The organism is Mesorhizobium sp. WSM4306 (assembly GCF_007003975.1).
In the GTDB taxonomy this organism is placed as follows: domain Bacteria; phylum Pseudomonadota; class Alphaproteobacteria; order Rhizobiales; family Rhizobiaceae; genus Mesorhizobium.
On record NZ_VFTC01000028.1, the window covers coordinates 52799 to 78420 of the forward strand.

General features: G+C 63.4%; 26 protein-coding genes. 23 read left to right on the top strand and 3 right to left on the bottom strand.

The genetic code is table 11. The features are described 5' to 3' along the window. Nucleotides 1–9: 9 nt before the first annotated feature. Nucleotides 10–1041, bottom strand: a complete 1032-nt coding sequence (hemB, locus tag FJV77_RS26145; protein WP_142869495.1) for a porphobilinogen synthase — start codon at nt 1039–1041, stop codon at nt 10–12. A 359-nt stretch (nt 1042–1400) separates the two neighbouring features. Here hemB and FJV77_RS26150 point away from each other — a divergent pair, with 359 nt between their 5' ends. From FJV77_RS26150 to FJV77_RS26240, 19 genes are all read left to right on the top strand, one after another. Then, complete coding sequence (locus tag FJV77_RS26150; RefSeq protein ID WP_142869473.1) at nt 1401–2438, top strand: enoyl-CoA hydratase/isomerase family protein; 1038 nt, start codon at nt 1401–1403, stop codon at nt 2436–2438. Next, nucleotides 2435–2857, top strand: coding sequence for a DUF6163 family protein (locus FJV77_RS26155; protein ID WP_142869474.1), 423 nt, complete (start codon nt 2435–2437; stop codon nt 2855–2857). Before FJV77_RS26150 ends, FJV77_RS26155 begins: the two co-directional genes overlap by 4 nt. Before the next feature lie 203 nt (nt 2858–3060). Next, complete coding sequence (locus FJV77_RS26160; RefSeq protein WP_142869475.1) at nt 3061–3576, top strand: winged helix DNA-binding protein; 516 nt, start codon at nt 3061–3063, stop codon at nt 3574–3576. Between the two features lie 115 nt (nt 3577–3691). Then, the gene (locus FJV77_RS26165) at nt 3692–4144 is read left to right on the top strand and encodes a hypothetical protein (RefSeq protein ID WP_246691391.1); all 453 of its coding nucleotides are present in this window, start codon (nt 3692–3694) and stop codon (nt 4142–4144) included. Nucleotides 4145–4490: 346 nt separating this feature from the next. Beyond that, on the top strand, nt 4491–5744 hold the full coding sequence (locus FJV77_RS26170; protein WP_142869476.1) for a L,D-transpeptidase family protein: 1254 nt from the start codon (nt 4491–4493) through the stop codon (nt 5742–5744). Between the two features lie 342 nt (nt 5745–6086). Then, nucleotides 6087–7733 carry a Na+/H+ antiporter gene (locus FJV77_RS26175; RefSeq protein ID WP_142869477.1) on the top strand — a complete coding sequence of 549 codons (1647 nt, stop codon included), beginning with the start codon at nt 6087–6089 and terminating at the stop codon, nt 7731–7733. A gap of 174 nt (nt 7734–7907) precedes the next feature. Beyond that, entirely contained in the window at nt 7908–9221 is a 1314-nt protein-coding gene (gene glyA / locus FJV77_RS26180) for a serine hydroxymethyltransferase (RefSeq protein WP_142869478.1), read from the top strand. 79 nt (nt 9222–9300) lie between these two features. Next, a complete protein-coding gene (locus FJV77_RS26185; RefSeq protein WP_142869497.1) occupies nt 9301–9888 on the top strand; it encodes a hypothetical protein in 588 nt (195 codons plus the stop codon). 247 nt (nt 9889–10135) lie between these two features. After that, complete coding sequence (gene nrdR, locus FJV77_RS26190; RefSeq protein WP_023669351.1) at nt 10136–10630, top strand: transcriptional regulator NrdR; 495 nt, start codon at nt 10136–10138, stop codon at nt 10628–10630. Between the two features lie 2 nt (nt 10631–10632). Continuing rightward, a complete protein-coding gene (gene ribD, locus FJV77_RS26195; protein ID WP_142869479.1) occupies nt 10633–11760 on the top strand; it encodes a bifunctional diaminohydroxyphosphoribosylaminopyrimidine deaminase/5-amino-6-(5-phosphoribosylamino)uracil reductase RibD in 1128 nt (375 codons plus the stop codon). Nucleotides 11761–11815: 55 nt separating this feature from the next. Next, entirely contained in the window at nt 11816–12433 is a 618-nt protein-coding gene (locus FJV77_RS26200) for a riboflavin synthase (RefSeq protein WP_142869480.1), read from the top strand. Nucleotides 12434–12568: 135 nt separating this feature from the next. Beyond that, nucleotides 12569–13558, top strand: a complete 990-nt coding sequence (locus tag FJV77_RS26205) for a methyltransferase (protein WP_142869481.1) — start codon at nt 12569–12571, stop codon at nt 13556–13558. Nucleotides 13559–13704: 146 nt separating this feature from the next. Beyond that, nucleotides 13705–14199: a 6,7-dimethyl-8-ribityllumazine synthase gene (ribH, locus tag FJV77_RS26210; RefSeq protein WP_142869482.1), complete on the top strand. Its 495-nt coding sequence runs from the start codon at nt 13705–13707 to the stop codon at nt 14197–14199. Then, on the top strand, nt 14196–14687 hold the full coding sequence (nusB, locus tag FJV77_RS26215; protein WP_142869483.1) for a transcription antitermination factor NusB: 492 nt from the start codon (nt 14196–14198) through the stop codon (nt 14685–14687). Before ribH ends, nusB begins: the two co-directional genes overlap by 4 nt. After that, a complete protein-coding gene (locus FJV77_RS26220) occupies nt 14684–15892 on the top strand; it encodes an MFS transporter (RefSeq protein ID WP_142869484.1) in 1209 nt (402 codons plus the stop codon). The genes nusB and FJV77_RS26220 overlap by 4 nt, the downstream gene beginning before the upstream one ends. 164 nt (nt 15893–16056) lie before the next feature. After that, nucleotides 16057–16968, top strand: coding sequence for an ABC transporter substrate-binding protein (locus tag FJV77_RS26225; RefSeq protein ID WP_142869485.1), 912 nt, complete (start codon nt 16057–16059; stop codon nt 16966–16968). Nucleotides 16969–17023: 55 nt separating this feature from the next. Beyond that, the gene (locus FJV77_RS26230; protein ID WP_142869486.1) at nt 17024–18187 is read left to right on the top strand and encodes an ABC transporter permease; all 1164 of its coding nucleotides are present in this window, start codon (nt 17024–17026) and stop codon (nt 18185–18187) included. After that, nucleotides 18184–19122 (top strand): ABC transporter ATP-binding protein, encoded by a 939-nt coding sequence (locus FJV77_RS26235; protein ID WP_142869487.1) that lies wholly within the window; start codon nt 18184–18186, stop codon nt 19120–19122. The genes FJV77_RS26230 and FJV77_RS26235 overlap by 4 nt, the downstream gene beginning before the upstream one ends. After that, the gene (locus FJV77_RS26240) at nt 19119–19871 is read left to right on the top strand and encodes an ABC transporter permease (RefSeq protein WP_142869488.1); all 753 of its coding nucleotides are present in this window, start codon (nt 19119–19121) and stop codon (nt 19869–19871) included. The genes FJV77_RS26235 and FJV77_RS26240 overlap by 4 nt, the downstream gene beginning before the upstream one ends. A gap of 40 nt (nt 19872–19911) precedes the next feature. On the opposite strand, the gene FJV77_RS26245 is transcribed toward FJV77_RS26240, so the two are convergent. Beyond that, nucleotides 19912–20139: a hypothetical protein gene (locus FJV77_RS26245; protein WP_142869489.1), complete on the bottom strand. Its 228-nt coding sequence runs from the start codon at nt 20137–20139 to the stop codon at nt 19912–19914. On the opposite strand from FJV77_RS26245, the gene FJV77_RS26250 reads away from it, so the two are divergent. Continuing rightward, on the top strand, nt 20132–22273 hold the full coding sequence (locus FJV77_RS26250) for a sodium-translocating pyrophosphatase (RefSeq protein ID WP_142869490.1): 2142 nt from the start codon (nt 20132–20134) through the stop codon (nt 22271–22273). The two genes, FJV77_RS26245 and FJV77_RS26250, sit on opposite strands and share 8 nt — an antisense overlap. A 346-nt stretch (nt 22274–22619) precedes the next feature. Here FJV77_RS26250 and FJV77_RS26255 read toward each other — a convergent pair whose 3' ends face one another. Further along, nucleotides 22620–23132, bottom strand: coding sequence for an outer membrane protein assembly factor BamE (locus tag FJV77_RS26255; RefSeq protein WP_246691392.1), 513 nt, complete (start codon nt 23130–23132; stop codon nt 22620–22622). 115 nt (nt 23133–23247) lie between these two features. Here FJV77_RS26255 and FJV77_RS26260 point away from each other — a divergent pair, with 115 nt between their 5' ends. From FJV77_RS26260 to plsX, 3 genes are all read left to right on the top strand, one after another. Then, entirely contained in the window at nt 23248–23790 is a 543-nt protein-coding gene (locus tag FJV77_RS26260; RefSeq protein ID WP_142869492.1) for a ubiquinol-cytochrome C chaperone family protein, read from the top strand. 23 nt (nt 23791–23813) lie between these two features. Next, nucleotides 23814–24362: a DUF177 domain-containing protein gene (locus tag FJV77_RS26265; RefSeq protein ID WP_142869493.1), complete on the top strand. Its 549-nt coding sequence runs from the start codon at nt 23814–23816 to the stop codon at nt 24360–24362. 143 nt (nt 24363–24505) lie between these two features. Continuing rightward, nucleotides 24506–25576 carry a phosphate acyltransferase PlsX gene (gene plsX / locus FJV77_RS26270; protein ID WP_142869494.1) on the top strand — a complete coding sequence of 357 codons (1071 nt, stop codon included), beginning with the start codon at nt 24506–24508 and terminating at the stop codon, nt 25574–25576. Nucleotides 25577–25622: the final 46 nt, after the last annotated feature.

A 25622-nucleotide genomic window follows, 5' to 3' on the forward strand; every position in this document is an offset into this window, starting at 1 on the left:
GGGTTCCGGCTATCCCTTCAGCATCTGCGCCACTTCAGGCGCGAAATAAGTCAGAATGCCGTCGCAGCCGGCGCGCTTGAAGGCAAGCAGGCTCTCCAGCATCGCCTTCTCGCCGTCGATCCAGCCATTGGCCGCTGCCGCCTTGATCATCGAATATTCGCCCGACACCTGGTAGGCGAAGGTCGGCATCTGGAACTCGTCCTTCAGCCGGCGGATGATGTCGAGATAGGGCAGGCCGGGCTTGACCATCAGCATGTCGGCGCCCTCGGCGATGTCCTGCTCGGCCTCGCGCACCGCTTCGTCGGAATTGGCGTGGTCGATATAATAGGTCTTCTTGTCGCCCTTGAGCAGGCCGGCGGTGCCGACCGCCTCGCGATAGGGGCCGTAGAAGGCGGAAGCGAATTTCGTCGCGTAGGACATGATCGCCACGTCTGAAAACCCATTGGCATCGAGCGCGTCGCGGATGGCGCCGATGCGGCCATCCATCATGTCCGACGGCGCAATGATGTCGGCGCCGGCCGCCGCCTGGATGACGGCCGCGGCCGTCACCTGTTCCACCGTCTCGTCATTGACGATGATGCCGTCGCGCAAAATGCCGTCATGGCCATGCGAGGTGAAGGGGTCGAGCGCGGCATCGGTGATGATGCCGATCTCCGGCACCGCGTCCTTGATGGCGCGGGTGGCGCGGTTGATGATGTTTTGCGGGTCGAGAATGTGCGATCCGGTCTGGTCGCGCAAAGCGAGTTCCACATTGGGGAAGGTGGCGATCGCCGGAATGCCGAGCTTTGCCGCACGCTCCGCCTCCTTGACGGCAAGGTCGAGCGACAGGCGGAAGACGCCCGGCATGGCGGCGATCGGCTCGCGCGTGTTCTTGCCGTCGATGACAAAGATCGGCCAGATCAGGTCGTCGACCGACAGCCGGTTCTCCTGCACCAGGCGGCGCGACCAGTCGGCCTTGCGCATGCGCCGCAAGCGGCGGCTGCCGGTGATCTGATCGACGCTGCGCGCGCCGGCGGGCTTTGCCGGCGCGATTTTGTTCATCGTCGCGGGGGTGAATTTGTTCATCGCCATAACTCCGGATCGCGCGGCTTTTACCACGAGCCCCGCCGCCATTTGAGGCGGCTTTTACCACGAGCCTCTGCCGCTGACCAATGCGACACGATTGTGCCAGCCGATCTCGCCGCCATGCCGTCGGCGGCCACGCCAGCTCCGGCCCCCCGGGTCACAAGACAGGCTGTTACCGAGATGGTGTTTCGTCGGGACTTTTGCGCGCATTTTTGCCTGGGGCAAAGCACGGTCGCGTTCCCTTGCGAAAATCCAAACCACCTCCGCCGGTTGACGCACCTATGCGCCACCTTTAGCAATTCAGTCCCGCAGGCGCGGGGAGGGAATCTCTGACGATGGATTTTGGCGGCGGCGACGAGATCCGCTTCGAACGGTTGGGCAAGGCAGGCGTCGTCACGCTGACGCGGCCGCAGGCGCTCAATGCGCTGACGCATCGCATGATCAAGGCGCTGGACAAGGCGCTCGGCGCTTTTGAGCGCGATGCCGGCGTCGATGTCGTCGCCGTCAAGGCCGAGGGCAGGGCGTTTTCAGCCGGCGGTGACATCATGCATGTCTATGAGGCCCGCGCCGGAAAGCCGCCGGTCGAGTTCTTCGCCGACGAATACCGGCTCAACGCCCGCATCAACAGCTTCAAAAAGCCTTATGTCGCGCTGGTCGACGGCATCGTCATGGGCGGCGGCGTCGGCATCTCGTTCCACGGCTCGCACCGGGTGCTAACCGAGAATGCTCAGTTCGCCATGCCGGAGGTCGGCATCGGCTTTTTCCCCGATGTCGGCGGCAGCCATCTTCTGCCCGATCTTGGCGGCAGCTTCGGCATGTACCTGGCACTGACCGGCAACCGTATCCGTTATGGCGATGCGCTGTGGTCGGGCCTGGCCACCCACACCATCAAGGCCGCTGACCAATCTGCGTTCCTCGACCGGCTCTGCACCAATGGCGATCCGGAATCGGTGCTGCGCGGCTTTTTCGTGCCGGCCAAGCGCGAGACCGGGCAGCCGGTGCTGGAAGCGATCGCCCGTCATTTTGCCCAACCTTCCCTGGCTGATATCATCACCAGCCTGGAACGGGCGGCCGGCGCCGACGAATTTGCCGCCAAGACGCTGACCACAATCCGCACCCGCTCGCCCACCAGTCTCAATGTCGCCTGGCGCCAGATCAGCGCCGGGCTGACTTTGTCGATGGAGGCCTGCATGAAGATGGAGTTCCGCATCCTCAACCGCATGCTGGCCGGCCACGACTTCTATGAAGGCATCCGCGCTGTCATCGTCGACAAGGGCTCGACGCCGCAATGGCGGCCGGCAAGTCTCGCCGAAGTCGACGCCGCGGCGGTGGACGCTTATTTCGCGCCGCTCGAACGGGAGCTCGATCTGTGAGCGAGGTCACGTCAAGGCGCATCGTGCTGCAGCCCTCGGGCGTCGAAATCATCTTCGCCTGGTTCCAGCGCGTCATAGCGGGCTACTGCCTCTTGTTCGGCATCCTGTACTGGATCCGGCTGATCGGCTTCTATCCCGGCCCGCTCTGGCGCTTCGACCTGATGCCGGTGCACTGGCAGGTGGCGGCGGTGATGCTGGCCGTGTTCTTTCCGTTCGCCGCAGCCGGCCTGTGGATGCTGGCGTCCTGGGGCCCGGTGATCTGGTTCATTTGCGCCGTCACCGAGATCATCATGTATGCCGGCTTTCCCGATCTGTTCGGTCACCGGCCGCTGATCCTGTTCTCGCACTTCGCGGTGGCGCTGCTTTACGTCGTCTTTCGCGTCGTGATCTGGATGCAGAAGCGCCCCTCGCGCGCCTGAAACGCCGCCCTGCCGCCATTGGCTAAATCTTTAGGTTAATTATCCTTGCTCGGGTGACCGTTCGTTAAGCGTCTTCCGAAACCTATTATCGGTAAGCTCTTGTTAGCCCTAGCGTTTAAGTCGAATTTTATGAGTATTCGATAGTGTCGCGATCAAGGTGAAAAACAAAAAATCACCAGGGCGACAAACGAGAGGCAAAGACAATGATCAATTCGCGTCCGGCGGCGAAGACCGCCAACGTATCCGACGATCGCCGCGAGGCAATCCGTTCGCTTTACATGGAATCGCTGCAGCTGGTGGAGCGTCTGCATCGCCGTCTGCTTGACGTGATCAAGGACGAGTTCGACCGCAACGGCCGTTCCGACATCAATGCCATCCAGGCGCTGCTTTTGTTCAACATCGGCAACTCCGAGCTGACCGCTGGCGAACTGCGCTCGCGCGGCTACTATCTCGGCTCGAACGTCTCCTACAATCTGAAGAAGCTGGTCGATCTCGGCTTCATCAACCACCAGCGCTCGCGCATCGACCGCCGTTCGGTCCGCGTCTCGCTGACGCCGAAGGGCAACGAAGTTGCCGACGTCGTCGCCGGTCTCTATGAGCGCCATGTCGGCTCGATCGAACAGGTCGGCGGCATCAACAGCGAAGAGTTCAAGCAGATGAACCGCGCGCTGCAGCGCCTCGACCGCTTCTGGAACGACACCATCGCCTACCGGATGTAATCCGCAGGAATTGAATAGCAGCCGCGCCGGAAGAAGCGCGGCCGGAGAGGGAAATCAAGGATCGGTGCCCCGGGGGGGCGCCGGTCCTTTTTTATGGTCACGGCTATGCCCGCGATTGGCCTGCCGCCACGCCTGGCTGCGGTTTGCTTTCGCTTCCGCAATGCCTAATCTCGCCGGGCAGGGGGACGACATGCGTTCAGGCATCAATTTGAGAATCTATCCGGTCGCAATGCTGCTTTTGCTGACGCCGCAATTGGCGTTTGCGGAGGAGTGGTGGCAAGGCGCCTTCGCCAATGAAGGCTCGAGCCCGTGCGACAACAATGACTCCATCGTGACGTTCACCGACAAATCGGCCGACATGTGGGAAGTCGGCTGTAGCGTCCAAAAAGTCCAGAAATTGAAAGGCCTGGACGTCGTCATTCTCGACATGACCTGCTCGGACGATGAGCAGAGCGTCGACAAAAGACGAACGCTGTTGCTCAAGCTGGATGACAACAAGCTGTTGCGATATCCGGAGAACCAGGTGCTGCAACGCTGTTCGGAGCTGGCAGGCAACGCAAAGAACTGAGCCGGACCAGCGAGCTTCGAGGGAACAGTTCAGGAACGGTACCGAAAAGCACCGGTCGCTCCATTTCAGATCGTCGTCGGGTCCAAATTCGGCGCAAAGCCACGTTGCCGCCATATTCGCGGTGGAAGCGAGGATGCGGGTGATGCTGCGGCGAAAGCCATTGATCTGCCCGTAATGTCCGCATCGCGGTTCGCTTTCACGGCCAAGTGATGCAGGTCATGGTTGGCTAATTGTTAACAGTGCCAACTTTAGAGTGCGGGCGATATCGCCCAATGATCGAGCAAGTAGCGGAACGCTACGCGCCAAACGCTACAAGCCAAGTGCTACAAGAATGTCTGGAACGTCGATGAGAACCAGCCGCCGCCTTTTCCTTTCCGGAGCCTCCGCGCTCGCCGTCGCCATGGTCGCCAATGCCGCCAGCGCGCAGGACGTCATCGACGATATCCTGAAATCCTCGGCCCGCGGCAACTGGGACGACCAGTTCGACGCCCGCGCCTCGGAAGGCGGCAAGGTCGCCTCGACGTTGCCGATCTTCAGCCTGCAGACGGTTGCCTTTACCGAACAGGCAGTGGCGCAGTACCAGAACATTGTCGCCCAAGGCGGTTGGGAAGAGGTACCGGCGACCAAGAAACTGCAACTTGGCGTCGACGATCCGGATGTCGTGCCGCTGCGCAAGCGGCTGATAATTGCGGGCGATCTGGCACAGAGCGCTGGCATTTCGACCTCCTTCGATTCCTATGTCGACGCCGCGGTCAAGCGCTTCCAGACCCGCCATGGCCTGCCGGCCGACGGCGCCATGGGCAAGTACACCTATGCCGCCATGAACGTCTCGGCGCAGATCCGGCTCGGCCAGTTGCAGACCAATCTCGAGCGTTTGCGCGAGAAGGCCGGCACGCTGGGCAGTCGTTATGTGCTGGTCGACATTCCGGCGGCCCAGATCGAGGCGGTGGAGAATGACCGCGTCGTGCTGCGCCACACCGCAATCGTCGGCAAGATCGACCGCCAGACGCCGGTGGTCAATTCCAAGATCAACGAGATCATCGTCAATCCCTACTGGAACGCGCCGGTCTCGATCGTGCGCAAGGACATCATTCCGCTGATGCGGAAGAACCCCGACTATCTCAAGGACAGCCATATCCGCCTGTTTGCGCCGGATGGCAGCGAAGTCGACCCGATGAATGTGGACTGGTCGACGGACGATGCCGAAAAGTACCGCTTCCGCCAGGATCCGGGCTCCGGTAATGCCATGGCCTCGGTCAAGATCAACTTCCCGAGCCCGGACGGCGTCTACATGCACGACACGCCGCAGCAGAGCCTGTTCGGCAAGATGATGCGCTTCGATTCCTCGGGCTGCGTGCGCGTGCAGAATGTGCGCGATCTCGTCACCTGGATCCTGCGCGACACCCCCGGTTGGGACCGCCAGCATTTCGAGGCGACCATCAAGACCGGTGAGAACACGCCTGTGCAGGTCGTCAACCCGGTGCCGGTGCACTTCCTCTATCTGTCGGCATGGTCGACGGGTCCGGGCGTTGTGCAGTTCCGCGACGATGTCTATGCACTCGATGGCGCCCAAGAACTGCAGATCACATCTGCGCTCTAAGCGATTGATGTTATTGAACAAAAGGCCGCCTTTGAGGCGGCCTTCTCTTTTGCGGAAGAGCTCTTAGATCAGCCGCTGGTTCACCAGCCTCGCCACTGCCTGCGCACGGTTGACGGCGCCCAGCTTGCCCGCCTCGGGCGGGTCTCGACACGTCGGTAGCTATCCATGCGCAGGGCGGTCACGTCCGGCGCGACCACCACGCCTGAGGCGTACTGTCCGGTTGCCCGGTGCCCCTAATGAAGCTTTACGCTGACGCTGGGCGTCGGCCTTTTTTGGCGCCGGCGTGGCTGGACGCAGCGCCTCGGTTTACGCATGGTCCGGCAAAACAGCCGGAATCGTGCCATGCAAGTCGCCGTCTTCATCCTCACCGTGCTCGTTTTCGTTGCCCTTTCCGGCGCGCTGGTGCGGCTGGTGCGAGTGCCACTGCCGGTGTTGCAGATTGCCATCGGGGCTGCGCTCGCCTGGCCGGTGAAAGGCATCCATGTCGAGATCGACCCCGAACTGTTCCTGCTGGTGTTCATCCCGCCGCTGCTGTTCGGCGATGCCTACGGCGCGCCCAAGCGTGAGTTGATTGCCCTGCGCGGGCCGATCCTCGACCTGGCTATCGGGTTGGTCTTCTTCACCATTGTCGGCTTCGGCTATGCCTTGCACTGGATGGTGCCGAGCATCCCGCTGGTCGTCGCTTTCGCGCTCGCCGCCGTGTTGTCGCCAACCGATGCGGTGGCCGTGTCCTCGATCGTCGACAGGAGCCTGGTGCCGTCGCGGCTGATGCATATCCTGGAGGGCGAGGCGCTGCTCAACGACGCATCGGGCCTAGTCATGTTCCGCTTCGCCGTCGCGGCCGCACTGACCGGCAGCTTTTCTTTCGCCGATGCATCGCTGTCTTTCGTCTACGCCGTTGCCATCGGCATCGTGGCCGGCATAGCGGCGCTGTTCATCGCCGCCCGGCTGCTGCAGTTGTTGAACCGCATCGGCGGCGTACCGGCCGAGGTGCAGGTTCTGGTCATGGTGCTGCTGCCGTTCATTGCCTATCTCATCGCCGAGCATCTACATGCTTCGGGCATTTTGGCGGCGGTCACGGCTGGCCTGTTGACCGGCGGCTCCGGCGTGTTTCGCTTCCTTGGCGTCTCGGCCCGCATCCAGACCATGTCGCTGTGGACGACTTTGTCGTTCGTCTACAATGGCGCGCTGTTCATCGTGCTCGGGCTGCAGCTTCCGGACATCATCCGCAACGTGCCGCCTGAACTCAGCAGCCGCTACCCCATCCTCCAGCCGATCGCGACGGTGCTTGCGCTGACGCTGTGCCTGATTGCGCTGCGCTTCCTCTGGATATGGGTCGGCGACATTGCGGCCGGCCTCAAGGCGCGCCTGCGCAAGCGCAAGGCCGAGCCGTTCGGCATGCGCGTGCGGCTTGCCGGCTCGGTGGCCGGTGTGCGCGGCGCGATCACGCTGGCCGGCATCCTGTCGCTGCCGCTTGCCATGCCGGACGGCTCGCCCTTTCCGGCGCGCGACCTGGTGATCTTCCTCGCCGCCGGCGTCATTATCTGCTCGTTGGCCCTGGCCAGCGTGGCGTTGCCCAAAATAGCGAAGGGGCTGGTCGAACCCGGCGAGGATGGCGGCGCCATCGAGGAACGCTCGGCGCGTGTGGGCGCCGCCAAGGCGGCCATCGCCCGCATTGAGAGCATGGCGGGCGCCAGCGACGACGACCAGGGCGAGGTGCCCGGTATCAGGCTAGCCGCTGCCGAAAACATCGTCGCCGGCTACCGGCGCCGCATCGCCACCTCCGATGAGGCTGATGAGGCCCGTACCCAGGCCCGTGAGGCCGGGCGGCTTGAACTCGAAATGCGGCTTGCCGGCATCGAGGCCGAGCGCACCGCGGTGCGCGACATGTTCCGCAGTGGGGCGATCAACGACCATACGGCACGCGCCCTGTTTACCGAGATCACGCTCACCGAGGCCTTACTGCGAGGCCGGCAGGAGCGGAAATAGCGGCCTGCGGGTCCGCTCTGCCGCAAACCGGCCAGCAAATTTCGCGCCGCAAACGTGGCGAGGCCAAAACAACTGTGTTAATGGCGCGGCAATGCATGTCGTCTGGGGCTGCGCAGCGGTTTCGGGTGAAAGATATGCATAGATAAATTGCCCCGAACCGGAGGATTTCAGGCCATGGCAACTGCAGCGGCAGCGTCGAACAAATTCGAATCCTTCTTCGAGACCACGCTTGCCGATGCCGATCCGGAGATTTTCGGCGCCATCCGCAACGAACTTGGCCGCCAGCGCCATGAGATCGAGCTGATCGCCTCGGAAAACATCGTTTCCCGCGCCGTGCTCGAGGCGCAGGGCTCGATCATGACCAACAAATATGCCGAGGGCTATCCGGGCAAGCGCTACTATGGCGGTTGCCAGTTCGTCGACGTCGCCGAGGAACTCGCCATCGAGCGCGCCAAAAAGCTGTTCGGCTGCAATTTCGCCAACGTCCAGCCGAACTCCGGCAGCCAGATGAACCAGGCGGTGTTCCTGGCGCTCTTGCAGCCCGGCGACACCTTCATGGGCCTCGATTTGAATTCCGGTGGCCATTTGACCCACGGCTCGCCCGTCAACATGAGCGGCAAATGGTTCAAGGTCGTCTCCTACGGCGTGCGCAAGGAAGACCATCTGCTCGACATGGATGCCATAGAGAAGACCGCGCATGAGACCAAGCCGAAGCTGATCCTGGCCGGCGGCACCGCCTATTCGCGCGTCTGGGACTGGAAGCGTTTCCGCGAGATCGCCGATGCGGTCGGCGCCTATCTGATGGTCGACATGGCCCATATCGCCGGCCTCGTCGCCGGTGGCGTGCACCCGTCGCCGCTGCCGCATGCCCATGTCGTGACCACCACCACGCACAAGTCTCTGCGCGGCCCGCGCGGCGGCATGATCCTGTGCAATGACGAGGACATCGCCAAGAAGATGAATTCGGCAGTCTTCCCCGGCCTGCAGGGCGGCCCGCTGATGCATGTCATTGCCGCCAAGGCGGTTGCCTTCGGCGAAGCGCTGAAGCCGAGCTTCAAACTCTATGCCGAGAGCGTCGCGGCCAACGCGAAGGCGCTGGCGTCGAGCCTCAAGGAAACCGGCCTCGACATCGTTTCCGGCGGCACCGACAACCATCTGATGCTGGTCGATCTCAGGCCCAAGAACGCCACCGGCAAGCGCGCCGAGGCGGCGCTCGGCCGTGCCAACATCACCTGCAACAAGAACGGCATCCCGTTCGATCCGGAAAAGCCTTTCGTCACCTCCGGCGTTCGCCTCGGCACGCCGGCCGGCACCACGCGCGGCTTCGGACAGGCCGAGTTCCGCGAGATCGGCAAGCTGATCGCCGAAGTTCTGGACGGACTGAAGGTTGCCAATTCAGACGAGGGCAATGCGGCTGTGGAGGCGGCGGTGAAGGCCAAGGTCGTGGCGCTGACCGATCGTTTCCCGCTTTATCCCCATCTCGGTTGACCGCGCGCCGCGCGTCGTCTTTTATCCTGCGCTCTGCGCCGCCCCCGTTCGGGCGGCGCGGTCTACTGGAGATTTGATGATGCGCACGTTCCGTCTTGCCACTCTGGCCTTCTTTGGCTCGCTTGCCGCCTTCACCGTGTCAGGCGCGATTGGCGAGGAGCAGACGCAGCCAAGCACGGATATGCCGGCCACCAGCACCTTTGGCAGGTGGACCACCATCATTGACGCGCTCGACACCGGTCAGGATTCGCACAAGACCTGTGCGGCCTCGACGGCTTTTGTCGATGGCAACGGCAATGCCGGCACGCTGACGCTTTCGATCTCGACCGGCGACGCGCTGCCGCCCGACGCCTATCCGGCCATCATGATCACGGTCGCCAACAAGGACCTGCCGATCGGCAAGAAGATCGCGGCGACCTTCGGTGATCCCGGCGTCAAGGTTTCCGCTACTGTCTATTCCAACGATGCCGCCGGCCGCCCGAGCTGGGCGGTCGACAACCAGGCCAAGACCAGCCTCGCGCTGCTGCGTGCCATGCGTCAGGTCATCTCGCTCGATGTGACGTTCGGCAAGCAAACTGTCGCCAGCATTCCGATGGATGGCTTCACCAAGGCTTACCGCAACCTCGGAACGTCCTGCGGCTTCCCGACCAAGGACGTCGCGCCCTGACCTATCTGGCGCCGCTGGTAATTTTCCTCGCGCCTCGCTATCTCTGAGGACGCGAGCGGGCGTTGCCGAACCTTTGCCCGTCCCGGCAAAAACCTCTAAGCCTCTCGTCTAAAGCATGATCCGGAAAAGTGGGAACCGGTTTTCGGAAAAGATCATGCTCAACAAAGAGATAGATCAGGATACCGATTCGGTCATGCAACCAAACGCTATCCTGATCTAGCCAGAATCGCTAACCCGAAGGCTCTCCATGCGCTGTCCCTATTGCCAGTCCGAAGATACGCAGGTGAAGGATTCTCGCCCCGCCGAGGATGGCGCCGCGATCCGCCGGCGGCGCGTCTGCCCCGATTGCGGTGGCCGTTTCACCACTTTCGAGCGCGTCCAGCTGCGCGACCTCGTGGTGGTCAAGAAGTCCGGCCGCAAAGTGCCGTTCGACCGCGACAAGCTGCTGCGTTCGGTCGAGATCGCGGTGCGCAAGCGCAATGTCGATCCCGAGCGCATCGACCGCGCGGTGACCGGCATCGTGCGCCAGCTCGAAAGCTCCGGCGAGACGGAAATCGCCTCGGGCGAAGTCGGCCGCCTCGTCATGGAGGCGCTGAAGTCGCTCGACGACGTCGCCTATGTCCGCTTCGCCTCGGTCTATCGCAACTTCCGCGAGGCCAAGGATTTCCATGACGTGCTGGGGGAACTCAAAGGTGACGAGCTCAAGGGCGACGAGCTGAAGAGCGAAGAGGACGCCGGCTGAGCATGGCAAGCCAAACGTCAGGGAAGGCCGATCAGCAGGCCCTCGACCGCCGTTTCATGGCGGCGGCGCTGCGGCTGTCGCGCAGAAATGCTGGCCGCACCTCGACCAACCCTTCGGTCGGCACAATCCTCGTTCGCGATGACGGCGCCGGGCCGATGATCGTCGGCACCGGCGTCACCGCCGTCGGCGGCCGGCCGCATGCCGAGACCGAGGCGCTGGCTGAGGCGGGCGAGCTCGCGCGTGGCGCCACGGCTTACGTCACTCTCGAGCCCTGTGCCCATCATGGCCGCACCCCGCCTTGCGCCAATGCGCTGGTCAATGCCGGCGTGGCGCGGGTGGTGGGCGCTGCCAGCGACCCCGATCCGCGCGTGTCCGGCAAGGGCTACGCCATCCTGCGCGCCGCCGGTATCGAGGTGGTCGAAAAGGTGCTGGCCGCGGAAGCCGCCGAGCAGATGGCCGGCTATCTCACTCGATCGCTGAAAAAGCGCCCCGAAGTGATTCTGAAGCTTGCGCTTTCCAGCGACGGCAAGATCGGTATGGAAGGCTCTGGCCAGGTCGCGATCACCGGCGAGATTGCACGCCGCGAAGTCTATCTGATGCGGGCTGAGGCCGACGCCATACTGGTCGGCATCGGCACGGCGTTGGAGGATGATCCGGCGCTTACCGTGCGGCTGCCGGGGCTGGAGAACCGCTCGCCGGCGCGCATCGTGCTCGACCGCCAGATCAGGCTGCCCGAAGCCTCGAAGCTGGTCTCCGGCATCGACCGGGTGCCGCTCTATATCGCCGCCTGCCTGGAGGCCGACCCGCTGCGGCGGTCGGTGCTGGAGCGTGCCGGCGTGCGCTTCATCGGCACCGAGACCCATGAAGGCGGCGTAGCCTTGCCGGAACTGCTTGAGGATCTCGGCGCGCTCGGCATGGCCAGCGTTCTGGTCGAAGGCGGCGCCAAAGTGGCCACCGCCTTCCTCGCCGAGGGACTGGTCGACCGCATCGTGCTGTTCCAGGGGCCGGAGGCGATCGGCGAGGACGGCATTGCATCGCCGATTGACGCCAACCATATCCCGGCAGGCTTCCGCAAATTGCGCGACATGCGCTTTGGCGAAGACGCCTATGCGGAATGGATACGACCATGATCCCAAAAAGTGGGAACCGGTTTTTGGGAAAGATCATGAAAGATAGAGATTTCTGATGTTTACCGGGATTGTCACAGACGTCGGCACAGTTGCGACCGTGCGGCCGCTGAGGGAAGGCGTCGGCCTGCGCATCGACACCGCCTATGATCCTGACAGCATCGCCATCGGCGCCTCAATTTCCTGTGGCGGCGTCTGCCTAACGGTAACGGCGCTGCCGGACAGCGGCTCGAACGCGCGCTGGTTCGAGGTCGAGGCCTGGGAAGAGGCGCTTCGGCTGACGACGGCGATGGGCTGGAAATCCGGTACCCGGATCAATCTGGAGCGGGCGCTGAAGATTGGCGACGAACTCGGCGGCCACATCGTCTCCGGCCATGTCGATGGCATGGCCGAAATCGTCGAGCGCAAGGATGAGGGCGATGCCGTGCGCTTCACGCTCGAGGCGCCGCGCGAACTGGCGAAATTCATTGCGCCCAAAGGCTCGGTCGCGCTCGACGGCACCTCGCTCACCGTCAACAAGGTCGAAGGCACGCGCTTCGACGTGCTGTTGATCCACCATTCGCTGACCGTCACCACCTGGGGCGAGCGCAAGGTCGGTGACCGCGTCAACCTCGAGATCGACACCATGGCCCGCTACGCGGCGCGCCTGGTCGAGGCGGCGGCCGAAGGGCTTTGAAAACAGTCAAGCGGTTCCAGCGAGGCGACCCGAATCGCTAAATGGCACGTCGGGGGCAGCACGCCGTTCAGAGCGGCTCCCGCTTCACTTGTGCTCGAACCTCTCGTAAGCTTGCACTTGGCCAGAGGGGAAGCCATGACCAACCCGTCGCAACAGGTAATGAGGCTGGGTTTCGGATTTGCCGTGTCACAGGCGCTGCGCGTCCTTGTCGAACTCGGCATTCCCGATCTTATGGCCTCAGGCGGACAGTCGGTTGAAGACTTGGCGGCCGCCGCGAAAGCAGATGCGGAATCTCTCTACCGCGTCATGCGGCTTCTGGCGCCGGAGGGGGTGTTCACTGAAATTCGCCCTCGTCATTTTGCCTTGACGGAAGTTGGCGCAACACTTCGTTCTGATCGACCCGGACCGGGCGATTTCATCCGGATGATCAACAGCGAGGCTTATCTTGCATTCGAGCAGCTTCTGCATTCCGTCCGCACAGGAAAGCCAGCTTTCGATAAGGTGTTCGGAAGTTCGAGATTTGATTGGCTCTCGGTCCACTCGGAGCAGGCCGCCCTGTTCCAGCGCGCCATGGTCGCATTAAGCCAAGGTAGCAACGAGGCCGTCGCAGCGGCCTATGATTTCGGCCCATACACGCGGGTCGTCGATGTTGGAGGCGGACATGGACAGCTTCTTTCGGCCATCCTTGCCCGCAACCCCCATTTGAGCGGCGTACTTCTGGATTTGGCCTCCGGTATTGCGGCGGCGCGTCAAGGAACCGGAGGCGACCTGCCGCGTACGGAGTTTGTCGCCGGTAACTTCTTCGACAGCGTTCCCGTTGGCGACGTCTATGTCATCAAGAAGGTGATCCACGATTGGGACGATGAACGCGCGGGGTTGATCCTGCGGCGCTGCCGCGAAGCCATGCCAAAGCATGGCCGGGTGCTCGTCGCCGAGACACTAGTGCCTCCGGGCGACGAGCCGGCCCAGATCAAGTCCATCGACGTGGTCATGCTCGCCGTCACCGGCGGCCTGGAGCGGACTAAGGCGCAATTTGCCGGCTTGTTCGAAGGCGCAGGTCTGAAGCTTGAGCGCGTGATCGGCACCGGAGCACCGATCTCCATCCTCGAGGCATTGCCTGCCTAGCCAAGGAACGTCCCGAAAGATCGCGCAACGCGATTTTCGTGAGAGACGAACCGTCGAGGGATGAGAGGGCGGTGTCGGTTCGCCAATCTTCCGCTTGCGATCACTCCGGCTTCGGCCTAAGTCACCGGCGACCCCCGGAGACATTTATGGCTGGCACATCCCAACACGGCAAAGCGTTCATCCGCCCGAAGAAGAAGGCCCACCTTCTGATCATCGAGGCACGTTTCCATGACGATCTTGCCGACGCGCTTCTCGACGGCGCGACGAACGCACTCGACGAAGCCGGCGCGTCCTACGACGTCGTCACCGTTCCCGGTTCGCTGGAAATTCCAGCCGTGATCACGTTTGCGCTCGACGGCATGGGCGAAGGCGGCAAGGACTATGACGGCTTCGTCGCGCTTGGCACCATCATCCGTGGCGACACCTATCACTTCGATATCGTCGCCAATGAATCGAGCCGCGCGCTGATGGATCTGTCGGTCCAGGAAGCGATTGCGATCGGCAACGGCATCCTGACCACCGAGAACGACGCGCAGGCCTGGACGCGCGCCAAGCGCTCGGAAGGCGACAAGGGGGGCTTTGCCGCACGCGCCGCACTCACCATGATCGCACTCAAGGAGAAACTGGGAGCGCAATCGTGACCGAACCCGCTTCGCCCGGTCCGCGCCACGCCAACAAGCGTGGTGCTGCCCGTCTGGCCGCCGTGCAGGCGCTTTACCAGATGGACGTGGCCGGCAGCGGCGTCTTCGAGATCACGGCGGAATACGAGGCGTTCCGGCTCGGCAAGGAAGTCGACGGCGCGCTTTATCGCGAGGCCGACGCGCAATGGTTCCGCGCCATCCTGACCGGCGTCGTCGAGAACCAGAAGACCATCGATCCGATCATCCGCCAGGCGCTGACCGAGGACTGGCCGCTGTCCAGGCTGGATTCGACGCTGCGCGCCATCTTGCGCGCCGGCGTCTATGAACTGATGAAGCGCGACGACGTGCCGGTGGCGGTCATCGTTTCGGAATATGTCGACATCGCCAAGGCCTTCTACGAGGAAGACGAGCCGAAGCTGACCAATGCCGTGCTCGATCGCGTGTCGCGCCGGGTGCGCGGCGAGGGGCGCGGCAAGGACGCGTCGTGACCGCTGCAGCAGCAAGGGAGGGCCGCCGCACGGCCATCATTCTTGCGGCCTCCCAGGCGATCATCGGTTCAGCAGCACCGATCGCCATTTCCATGGGCGGGCTGGCCGGGCAATATTTGCTTGGCCCCGACAAGTCGCTGGCGACGGCGCCCATCACCGGCTTCAACATCGGCGTGGCGCTTGGCGCGCTGCCAGCCGCGGCCATCATCCGCTGGCTTGGCCAGCGCGGTGGCTTCATGACCGGCACCATCGTCACAGCACTTGGCGGAGTCATCTCCACCCTGGCGCTGTTCCAGGGCAGCTTCTGGCTGTTCGCTTTCGCCCTTTTGGTGATCGGCGTCGGCGGCGCGTTTGTTCAGCAGTTCCGCTTCGCCGCCGCCGACAATGCGCCGCCGGAATTCAAGGCGCGCGCCATCTCCTTTGTGCTGGCCGGCGGCATCATCACCGCCATTCTCGGGCCGCAGATCGTCATCTTCACCCGCGAATTGCTGGCGCCGGTGATGTTTGCCGGCTCGTTCGCGGCCATTCCGGTGCTGGCCGCGGTCGGCGCCATCATCCTGTCGTTCCTGCGCATTCCGGCCAAGGCAGCCGGCCACGCTGAACTCGCCTCCAGCGACGCCCGCCCGCTCGCCGAAATCGTCACCCGGCCGCGTTTCGTCGCGGCATTGTTTTGCGCCGTCGGCAGCTATGCGCTGATGAGCTTCGTCATGACCGGCGCGCCTCTGGCCATGGTCGGCTGCGGCCTGTCGACGGACGACGCCACGCTTGGCATTTCCTGGCATGTGATGGCGATGTTCGCGCCGAGCTTCTTCACCGGATCGCTGATCCATCGCTTCGGCGCCGAACGCGTCGTCGCCACCGGCCTGGTGCTGCTCGTCGGTTGCGCCGCGGTGGCGTTGTCTGGCCTGCATCTGTGGCAGTTCTGGACGGCGCTGATCCTGCTTGGTCTCGGCTGGAATTTCGCCTTCATCGGCGCCACTTCCATGGTCGCCAACAGCTACCTTCCGTCCGAAAAGAGCAAGGTGCAGGGCTTCCACGACTTCGTCCTGTTCGGTTCCGTCGCCTTCGCTTCACTGATGTCGGGCGCGATCTACAATGCCTGGGGCTGGGAGATGCTGAACTGGCTGGTCTTCCCGGTGGTCGCGCTCTGCTTCGTGGCGCTTGGTACGCTCAAGCTGACCGGATTGCGCAAAGCCCGCGCCTGATCCCTGACACGGTCTGTCAGCATGACGCCGGCCGAAATCGCGGCGACGGCACAAAATTATTGCGCCTGTGCCACTTGTTATGAAACCGTGTGCCCCGACGGGGCGTTGAAGCCATGCTCATATGCGGCGGCCGCATTCCGGTTCAAATCAAGAGGTTTTCATAAATGTTTTCAGTCAAGGTTCTGGCCGGCGCGGCATTGGCGCTCGGCATCACCGCGGCTTCCGCCAATGCGCAGGTCGTCGTGTCCTCGAAAATCGACACCGAGGGCGGCGTGCTCGGCAACATCATCCAGCTGGTGCTGAACGCCAACAACATCAAGACCACCGACCGCATCCAGCTCGGCGGCACGCCGGTGGTGCGCAAGGCGATCATCGCCGGCGAGATCGACATCTATCCCGAATACACCGGCAATGCCGCCTTCTTCTTCGAGAAGGCCGACGATCCGGTCTGGAAGGATGCCGCCAAGGCCTATGAGACCGCCAAGAAGCTCGACTACGACACCAACAAGATCGTCTGGCTGTCGCCATCGCCGGCCAACAACACCTGGGCGATCGCGCTGCGCAAGGAGGTTGCCGAGACCAATAAGCTGGCGACGCTCTCCGACTTCGGCAAATACGTCGCCGGCGGCGGCACGGTGGTGCTCGCAGCCTCGGCCGAGTTCGTCAATTCGGCGGCAGCCTTGCCGGCCTTCCAGACCACGTATGGCTTCACGCTGAAGCCCGACCAGTTGATCACGCTGTCGGGCGGCGACACAGCGGCGACCATTGGCGCGGCCGCCAACCAGACCAACGGCGCCAACGCCGCCATGGTCTACGGCACCGATGGCGGTATCGCGCCGTCCGGCCTGGTCGTGCTCGACGACGACAAGGGCGTGCAGCCGGTCTACCAGCCGGCGCCGATCATCCGCGAAGCCGTGCTGAAGGAGCATCCGGAGATCGAGACGCTGCTGAAGCCGGTCTTCGCCAAGCTCGACCTCGTCACGCTGCAGGACCTCAACGGCCGCGTCCAGGTCGGCGGCGAGCCGGTCAAGGGCGTCGCCGAAGACTTCCTGAAGAAGAACGGCTTCCTGAAGTAAGGCGATTCCGGCGCGCTGCTTGCGCGGTGCGCCGGATCGACTGACGGGGGAGGGCGTGAATATCCGTTTCGACAAGCTCGGCATCGTCATCGCGGCGATCGTTGCGTATGCAGCGTTCTTCGCCTCGTTCGCCACCTTCCGCGCCAACCGCATCGTGCCGGGCGAGGCGCGCTCGATCTTCGAAGCGCTGCCGCCGACGATCGGGCCGCTGCTGCTGGCGATCGTCGTGGTGGCCGCGATTATTGCGCTGCTGAAGACGCCGCTTTTGTTGCGCCTTGCGGCAAGCGTGGTCGCACTCGCCGCCCTTGCCATCCTGATCGGCGTTGCCGGCACCTTCCTGACGCCGGCGGGCAACACCTTCGCCCGCATCTCGCCGGCCTCCGGCTTATGGTTGCTGATCTTCGCCTTCACGCTGCTGCTCGCCGATGTGCTGACCAGGCTCAACCTGTCACCACTGGGCCGCGTCGGCGTGCTTGTCATCGCGACACTCGCGATCGGCTTGCTGTTGATCTCCGGTCAGTGGGACAGCCTTTCGATCCTAAAGGAATATGCCAACCGCGCCGACAGTTTCTGGGCCGAAGGCTCCAAGCACATCACGCTGGCGCTGGGCTCGCTGGCGGCCGCGGTGATCATCGGCCTGCCGCTCGGCATTCTGTGCCATCGCGTCGAACGGTTGCGCGCCGGCGTGCTCAATGTGCTCAACATCGTCCAGACCATTCCCTCGATCGCACTGTTCGGCCTGCTGATCGTGCCGCTCGGCTGGGTGGCGGCGCATGTTCCGGGTGCTGCAGCGCTTGGTATCAGAGGCATCGGCACCGCGCCGGCTTTCGTCGCATTGTTCCTCTATTCGCTGCTGCCGGTTGTCGCCAACACGGTGGTCGGCCTTGCCGGTGTGCCACGCGCGGCCAACGATGCCGCGCGCGGCATGGGCATGACCGACCGCCAGCGCCTGTTCGGCGTCGAGTTTCCGCTGGCTTTTCCGGTCATCCTCACCGGCATTCGCATCGTCCTGGTGCAGAACATCGGCCTGGCCACCATCGCCGCCCTGATTGGCGGCGGCGGCTTTGGCGTGTTCGTGTTCCAGGGCGTCGGCCAGACGGCTATGGACCTGGTGCTGCTTGGCGCCGTGCCGACGGTGGCGCTGGCCTTCGCCGCGGCCATCATCCTCGACGCCATCATCGAAATGACCGCCACCAAGCGCAGGGTTGAAACGGCATGATCGAGATCGAAGGCATTACCAAGCGCTATGATGCAACGACCGTGGTCGACGACGTCTCGATGGTCATCGAGCCGCGCACGGTCTGTGTCATCGTCGGCACCTCCGGCTCCGGCAAGACGACGTTGCTGCGGATGATCAACCGGCTGGTCGAGCCGACCGCGGGCGTGATCAAGCTCGACGGCAAAGACAACCGCTCGCTGCCTGGCTACGAACTGCGCCGCAGCATTGGTTACGCCATCCAGGGCCACGGCCTGTTCCCGCATCGGACCGTGGCGCAGAACATCGCCACCGTGCCGGTGCTGCTCGGCTGGGACAAGGACCGCATCAAATCCCGCGTCGCCGAACTGATGACGCTCTACCAGCTCGACCCCGAGGCCTATGGCCCGCGCTATCCGCACGAATTGTCCGGCGGCCAACAGCAGCGCGTAGGCGTCGCCCGCGCGCTCGCCGCCGAACCCAACGTGCTTTTGATGGACGAGCCGTTCGGCGCGCTCGACCCGATCATCCGCACCAAGGCGCAGGAAGATTTGCTGGCGATCCAGAAACGCTTCGGCACCACCATCATCCTCGTCACCCACGACATGGAAGAGGCGGTGCATATGGGCGACAAGATCGCCGTCATGGATGCCGGCAAACTGGTCCAATACGCCACGCCGGAAGAGATCCTGGCCAGGCCCGCCAACGCCTTCGTCGAAACCTTGGTCGGCGCCAGCGAAAAGCCGTTCCGGCTGCTCTCGCTCGGCCGCGTGCGCGACGCCGTGGAGAAGGGGACCGCCGACGGCGAGGCGATCCCCGGTGACGCCAGCCAGCGCGATGCGCTCGCCGAACTTCTGTGGTCGGGCCGGCCGGCGCTGCCGGTCAAGGGCGAAGACGGCAAGCCGCTCGGCCGCGTCACCGTCGACGGCTTGGTGAGACGCGCGGCGAGGCCGGCATGAAAGCCTGGCTGCCTTCGCTGCTCAGGCTTGCCCTTGTGGTGCTGCTTGTTGCCTTCGTCACCAATCCCGGCTGGTTCGAGCCGCTGCTCAAGCCGCTGACGGAGAACAATGCACCGGCGATCTACAATCAGGGCAGCCTGCTGACGCTGACGCTGCTGCATCTCAGGACGGTGCTGATCGCTACGGTAGCAGCAACCATCGTTGCCGTGGCGCTTGCCATCCTGGTCACCAGGCCAGCCGGCGCCGAATTTCTGCCGCTGTCGCGCAGCCTGGTCAATATCGGCCAGACCTTCCCGCCGGTGGCGGTGCTGGCGCTCGCGGTGCCGGCCGTCGGTTTCGGCGAGAAGCCGACGCTGATTGCGCTGTTCCTCTACGGCCTGCTGCCGATCTTCGAGAACGCGCTGACCGGCCTGACGACGCTGCCTGGCAATGTCATGGAGGCTGCGCGCGGCGCCGGCATGACGGGCTGGCAAAGGCTGATCAAGGTCGAACTGCCGCTCAGCGCGCCGATCATCCTGGGCGGTATAAGGCTGTCGGTGGTGATCAGCCTGGCCACCGCAACGATCGGCTCGACGGTTGCCGCCAAGACGCTGGGCGAGGTGATCATCGCCGGCCTGCTGTCCAACAACCTCGCCTTTGTGCTGCAAGGCGGCCTGATCGTCGCCGCCCTTGCGGTGCTGATCTATGACGGCCTGTCGGCCATCGAGCGCTACACGGCGCGCCGGATGGGGCAGGAGACCGGCGACTGATCTCCGGCCGTATAGTGCGCCAGGGCGGACTGACGCGGCGTCATTTTAATCGATCTAATAGCAAGGCATCGGTGACGGAAATGTTCTGGCCCAAACCTTTTGGCTGAAAGCCGGGCAAAAACCGAACAATATCTTGACGTTCCAAGCCCTGTTTCGCATACACCGCTGCGAAGGAACGGATTCCGCCTGCCGGCATCCGCTCCCGTCTCAACGGCCCAGGGAGGGGTTCTTTTGGGCCATCAATCGAGGAAAATTCGGCAATGACCATCCTATACGCCGTCATCGCCTGCGGCTTGCTTTCAGTGCTCTACGCCATCTGGGCGACACGATCGGTTCTTGCAGCCGATCAGGGCAATGCACGCATGCAGGAAATCTCCGCCGCCATCCGCGAGGGCGCGCAGGCCTATCTGGCGCGCCAGTACACCACCATCGCCATGGTCGGCGTCGTCGTGCTGGTGCTCGCCTGGTGGCTGCTTTCCATCACCGCAGCGATCGGCTTCCTGATAGGCGCCGTGCTCTCGGGCGCTGCCGGCTTCATCGGCATGCACGTATCGGTGCGCGCCAATGTGCGCACCGCGCAGGCAGCGTCCAACAGCCTTGCCGCCGGCCTCGACATCGCCTTCAAGTCGGGCGCCATCACCGGCATGCTGGTGGCGGGCCTCGCGCTGCTCGGCGTCTCGATCTACTACCTGATCCTGACCGGCCCGATGGGCCTGCAGCCCAATGACCGCATCGTCATCGACTCGCTGGTCTCGCTCGGCTTCGGCGCTTCGCTGATCTCGATCTTCGCCCGTCTCGGCGGCGGCATCTTCACCAAGGGCGCCGACGTCGGCGGCGATCTGGTCGGCAAGGTCGAAGCCGGCATTCCCGAAGACGATCCGCGCAACCCGGCCACCATTGCCGATAATGTCGGCGACAATGTCGGTGACTGCGCCGGCATGGCCGCCGACCTCTTCGAAACCTACGCGGTGACCGTTGTCGCCACCATGGTTCTCAGCGCCATCTTCTTCGGCGGCACCGCGGTTCTCGGTGCGGCGATGCTCTATCCGTTGGCGATCTGCGGCGCCTGCATTCTGACCTCGATCGTCGGCACCTTCTTCGTCAAGCTCGGTTCCAACGGCTCGATCATGGGCGCGCTCTACAAGGGCCTGATCGTCACCGGCCTGCTGTCGATCGCCGGGCTCGCCGTCGCCACTTCTGTATGCCTCGGCTGGGGTGAAATCGGCACCGTTGCCGGGATGGCCATCACCGGCAAGAACCTGTTCATCTGCGGCCTGATCGGCCTCGTGGTGACCGGCCTCATCGTGGTGATCACCGAATACTACACCGGCACCAACAAGCGCCCGGTGATCTCGATTGCCCAGGCCTCGGTCACCGGTCACGGCACCAACGTCATCCAGGGCCTTGCGGTCTCGCTGGAATCGACGGCGCTGCCGGCTATCGTCATCGTCGGTGGCATCATCTCCACCTACCAGCTTGCCGGCCTTTACGGCACAGCGATCGCGGTCACCACCATGCTCGGCCTGGCCGGCATGATCGTCGCTCTCGACGCCTTCGGCCCGGTCACCGACAATGCCGGCGGCATTGCCGAAATGGCAGGCCTGCCTAAGGAAGTGCGCCACTCCACCGACGCGCTCGACGCGGTCGGCAACACCACCAAGGCGGTGACCAAGGGCTACGCCATCGGTTCGGCCGGCCTCGGCGCACTGGTGCTGTTTGCCGCCTATTCGAACGATTTGAAGTTCTTTGCCGCCAATGGCGACAAATATCCCTACTTCCAGGGCATGGGCGACATCTCCTTCGACCTCTCCAACCCCTACGTCGTCGCCGGCCTGATCTTCGGCGGCCTTATCCCCTACCTGTTCGGCGGCATCGCCATGACGGCCGTCGGCCGCGCGGCGGGCGCCATCGTCGAGGAGGTGCGCAAGCAGTTCCGCGAGGATCCCGGCATCATGGCTGGCACCTCCAAGCCGAACTATGCGCGTGCCGTCGACCTTTTGACCAAGGCGGCGATCCGGGAAATGATCATCCCGTCGCTGCTGCCGGTGCTGGCGCCGCTCGTCGTCTATTTCGGCGTGCTGTTGATCTCGGGCTCGAAGGCATCCGCCTTTGCCGCGCTCGGCGCATCGCTGCTCGGCGTCATCGTCAACGGCCTGTTCGTCGCCATCTCGATGACCTCGGGCGGCGGCGCCTGGGACAACGCGAAAAAATCGTTCGAGGACGGTTTTGTCGGCAAGGACGGCGTCAAGCACCTCAAGGGCTCCGAAGCGCACAAGGCTTCGGTCACCGGCGACACCGTCGGCGATCCCTACAAGGACACCGCCGGTCCGGCGGTCAACCCGGCGATCAAGATCACCAACATCGTCGCGCTCCTGCTGTTGGCTGTGCTCGCGCACGGCTGAGGCAAAACCACTGCTTCAGGAAAAACCCGCGGGAGCGATCCCGCGGGTTTTTGTTTGAGAGTGGTGGACGGATGCGGGGAAGCTTTCTTAGCTCTCATCCGGCGCGGTGCCGGCATCGCCGCGCTTCCTGTAGCGATCGAGTAATTCCCTTGCGCCAGGCTCGCGCTCAGGCAGGCATTTCGGCATGACACCGTCGGAAGTCCGGCAAAGTGAGGCACGCCTAAAGGAGACGTGACCTCAAAAAACAAAAGCCCGCAGGATCGCTCCCGCGGGCTTTTGGTCGCCTGAGATGATGTTGCTTCGAGGGAAGCAAAAAGCGAGAAAATCTTGGAGGAAGCCGCCGCTCTTAGGCGCCGCCGCCGGGAATGCCGGGCGCCAGCTTGCTTGCGCCGTTGATGATCTGGCTGAGGAAGTTCTGGTCCTTGCCGCCGGTTGGCGTGGTGCGCGAGACGAAGTCGAAGATCTTGCCGTCCTTCAGGCCATAATTGGCGATCTGGGTGACACGCCCGTCATCGCCGAAATAGACCGCCAGTACTTTCTGGTCGACCAGGTGGGGCTTGTCGAAGGCGACATAGCGCTTGCGCGTCTGAGAGATGTAATAGAAGGCTTCATTGTCGAAAGTTGCCGTCGTCGACGGCGTGCCGAGTGCCAGAAGCACCTGTTCGCGGCTGGAGCCTACCGGCACCGAGTCTACCGCCTGCTGGTCGATGACATAGCCCTGCGTCAGCGTCTCGCCCGGGGTAAGGTCGCCGAACATTTTGGATGAATTGCAGCCTGACAGCGCGGAAGCCACCAACACCAGCGAAACCGCCGCGGTAGCCCCGGGCAGCAAAGTCGACTTGAATTTCAGCGCGCGCAACAACAACTCCATTAGCTGACCGCAACTTGCGCTGGGCGGCAAAACCGGTAAACCAGCTTGCTTGCCGATGCAACAAGGCCAATTCAAACAAACGGTCCCCAGGAGACCACCCTCAATGTTCCAGCGCCTTTTTGGCCGCGAACGCAACGCCAACCGCGCTATCACCGAGGCGCTTTACGCACAAATCGTGGCAGCGGCGCGGCAGATTGTTTTTTATTCCGACTGGAATGTGCCGGACACGCCGCTCGGCCGTTTCGAGATGCTGTCGCTGCACATGTTCCTGTTTCAGCACAGGCTGCGCGGCGAAGAGGGCGTCGCGCAAGAGGTCGCGCAGGTGCTGATCGACGAGTTCTTTCTCGATGTCGAGCATTCGCTGCGGGAACTGGGTGTTGGCGATGTCGGCGTGCCGAAGCGCATGAAGAGGCTGGCGAAAATGTTCTACGGCCGTACCGCCGCCTATGACGATGCGCTGGAACGCCGTGATGGCGATGCGCTTGCTGCCGCCCTGGCGCGCAATGTCAGGCCCGACGCCGGCGCCTGGCCGCAGGCCCTGCCGCTGGCGTCCTATGTGATCGATGCCGCAAGGCAGCTTGAAGCACAGCCGTCCGAATCGATCCTCTCCGGCACGGTGGCGTTTCCCGTCGCCAAGGCGCAATGAAGGAAATCAAGAGGGAGGCTGAGATGAAACATGCGGACACACCGAGCCCGGTGTCATTCAAGGCGAACGTCGGTCGCCTGCCGCACAAAGGCCTTCCGGTGGTAATCGATGCCGACCCGGCGCAGCGCGCCGCCCTTGCCGCGGAGCATGAGCTACTCTCGGTCGAAAACTACCGCGCCGAACTGCTGGTGGCGCCATGGAAGCGCAACGGCGTCAAGGTCAGTGGCCGCGTCGAGGCCGATATCACCCAGGCCTGTATCGTTACCCTCGAGCCGGTCGCAGCCCATATCGACGAGGAGGTCGAGGCGCTGTTCCTGCCCGAGCAATCCAAGCTCGGGCGACAAGGGTTCGAAGGCGGCGGCGAGATACTGATCGATGCTGAGGGGCCTGACAGTCCTGAAACATTCTCCGGCGATACGATCGATGTCGGCGCGCTCGCCGAACAGTTCTTCGGGTTGGCGATCGATCCCTATCCGCGCAAGTCCGGCGCCTCGCTGGAGGCGGCTGGCCCGGACGAGCCGGTCGAGAACGAATTCCAGCAAAAGCTGCGACCCTTGCTCGGAAAATCCTGAAACACGATGCGATCGGAGAAAAGTCGGTTGTGCGGCAGCCCAAAACCGCTATTTTCGCCGAACCTTCGCGAGCCCCCTTATTTCGCGAGTTTCGTATTTCGCGGGCCATGTGCCCTGGCCCAAGCTAGTGAGATAAAGACCGCGTGATCAGGATTTCCATCGATGCCATGGGTGGCGATCACGGGCCAAACGTGGTTATCCCGGCACTCATGACGGTCGCTGTCAGGCGTCCCGACATTCGCTTCATCATCTATGGCCGCGAGGAGATGGTGCGTCCCGAGCTCGCCAAATTCCCCAAACTGGCCGAGGTCTGCGAGTTCCATCATTGCGAGATCGCGGTCAGGATGGACGACAAGCCGAGCCAGGCGCTGCGCCATGGTCGCTGGAAGTCGTCGATGTGGAAGGCGGTCGAAGCGGTCAAATCAGGCACGGCGCAAGCCTGTATTTCGGCCGGCAACACCGGCGCGCTGATGGCGATGTCGAAATTCTGCCTGCGCACCATGGCCACCATCGACCGCCCGGCGATCGCGGCGATCTGGCCGACAATGCGTGGCGAGAGCGTTGTGCTGGACGTCGGCGCCACGATCGGCGCCGATGCGCATCAGCTGATCGATTTTGCCATTCTCGGCACCGGCATGGCGCGTTCGGTGTTCGGCATCGATCGGCCGAAAGTCGGCCTGCTCAATGTCGGCGTCGAAGAGATCAAGGGCCAGGAAGAGGTCAAGGAAGCCGGGCGCATGCTGCGCGAGGCCAATATGGCTTCGATGAATTACCACGGCTTCGTCGAAGGTAACGACATCGGCAAGGGCACGGTCGATGTGGTCGTCACCGAAGGATTTGCCGGCAACATCGCGCTCAAGACGGCGGAAGGCACGGTGCGCCAGATCTCGGGCTATCTGCGCGCCGCGATGAGCCGCACGCTGATGGCCAGGATCGGCTATGTTTTCGCCAAGGGCGCCTTTGACCGCCTGCGTGAAAAGCTCGATCCGGGCCGTTCCAATGGCGGTGTCTTCCTGGGTCTGAACGGCATCGTGGTAAAAAGCCATGGCGGCGCCGATTCGGATGGTTTTGCGGCAGCGATCGAGCTTGGCTACGATATGGTGCGCAACAATCTGATCGACCGCATCGAGGCCGATCTCGATCTGTTCCATGCGCGCAATCCGCATGCCCAGGCAAACAGGAAAGCCGACGCCGCCGTCGACGCAAAGGAATAGGAAAGAACCTTGATTAGATCAGTCGTGGGGGGGACCGGTGCCGCGC

Excerpts from the sequence above, each read along its gene's own strand:
- FJV77_RS26160 (WP_142869475.1), top strand. The coding sequence starts at position 3,061 with ATGATCAATTCGCGTCCGGCGGCGAAGACCGCCAACGTATCCGACGAT.
- FJV77_RS26170 (WP_142869476.1), top strand. The coding sequence starts at position 4,491 with ATGAGAACCAGCCGCCGCCTTTTCCTTTCCGGAGCCTCCGCGCTCGCC.
- FJV77_RS26205 (WP_142869481.1), top strand. The coding sequence starts at position 12,569 with ATGACCAACCCGTCGCAACAGGTAATGAGGCTGGGTTTCGGATTTGCC.
- FJV77_RS26245 (WP_142869489.1), bottom strand. The coding sequence starts at position 20,139 with ATGGTCATTGCCGAATTTTCCTCGATTGATGGCCCAAAAGAACCCCTC.
- FJV77_RS26265 (WP_142869493.1), top strand. The coding sequence starts at position 23,814 with ATGAAACATGCGGACACACCGAGCCCGGTGTCATTCAAGGCGAACGTC.
- glyA (WP_142869478.1), top strand. The coding sequence starts at position 7,908 with ATGGCAACTGCAGCGGCAGCGTCGAACAAATTCGAATCCTTCTTCGAG.
- FJV77_RS26185 (WP_142869497.1), top strand. The coding sequence starts at position 9,301 with ATGCGCACGTTCCGTCTTGCCACTCTGGCCTTCTTTGGCTCGCTTGCC.
- hemB (WP_142869495.1), bottom strand. The coding sequence starts at position 1,041 with ATGAACAAAATCGCGCCGGCAAAGCCCGCCGGCGCGCGCAGCGTCGAT.
- FJV77_RS26200 (WP_142869480.1), top strand. The coding sequence starts at position 11,816 with ATGTTTACCGGGATTGTCACAGACGTCGGCACAGTTGCGACCGTGCGG.
- FJV77_RS26225 (WP_142869485.1), top strand. The coding sequence starts at position 16,057 with ATGTTTTCAGTCAAGGTTCTGGCCGGCGCGGCATTGGCGCTCGGCATC.
- ribD (WP_142869479.1), top strand. The coding sequence starts at position 10,633 with ATGGCAAGCCAAACGTCAGGGAAGGCCGATCAGCAGGCCCTCGACCGC.
- FJV77_RS26235 (WP_142869487.1), top strand. The coding sequence starts at position 18,184 with ATGATCGAGATCGAAGGCATTACCAAGCGCTATGATGCAACGACCGTG.
- FJV77_RS26240 (WP_142869488.1), top strand. The coding sequence starts at position 19,119 with ATGAAAGCCTGGCTGCCTTCGCTGCTCAGGCTTGCCCTTGTGGTGCTG.
- FJV77_RS26260 (WP_142869492.1), top strand. The coding sequence starts at position 23,248 with ATGTTCCAGCGCCTTTTTGGCCGCGAACGCAACGCCAACCGCGCTATC.
- ribH (WP_142869482.1), top strand. The coding sequence starts at position 13,705 with ATGGCTGGCACATCCCAACACGGCAAAGCGTTCATCCGCCCGAAGAAG.
- FJV77_RS26150 (WP_142869473.1), top strand. The coding sequence starts at position 1,401 with ATGGATTTTGGCGGCGGCGACGAGATCCGCTTCGAACGGTTGGGCAAG.
- FJV77_RS26175 (WP_142869477.1), top strand. The coding sequence starts at position 6,087 with ATGCAAGTCGCCGTCTTCATCCTCACCGTGCTCGTTTTCGTTGCCCTT.
- nrdR (WP_023669351.1), top strand. The coding sequence starts at position 10,136 with ATGCGCTGTCCCTATTGCCAGTCCGAAGATACGCAGGTGAAGGATTCT.
- FJV77_RS26250 (WP_142869490.1), top strand. The coding sequence starts at position 20,132 with ATGACCATCCTATACGCCGTCATCGCCTGCGGCTTGCTTTCAGTGCTC.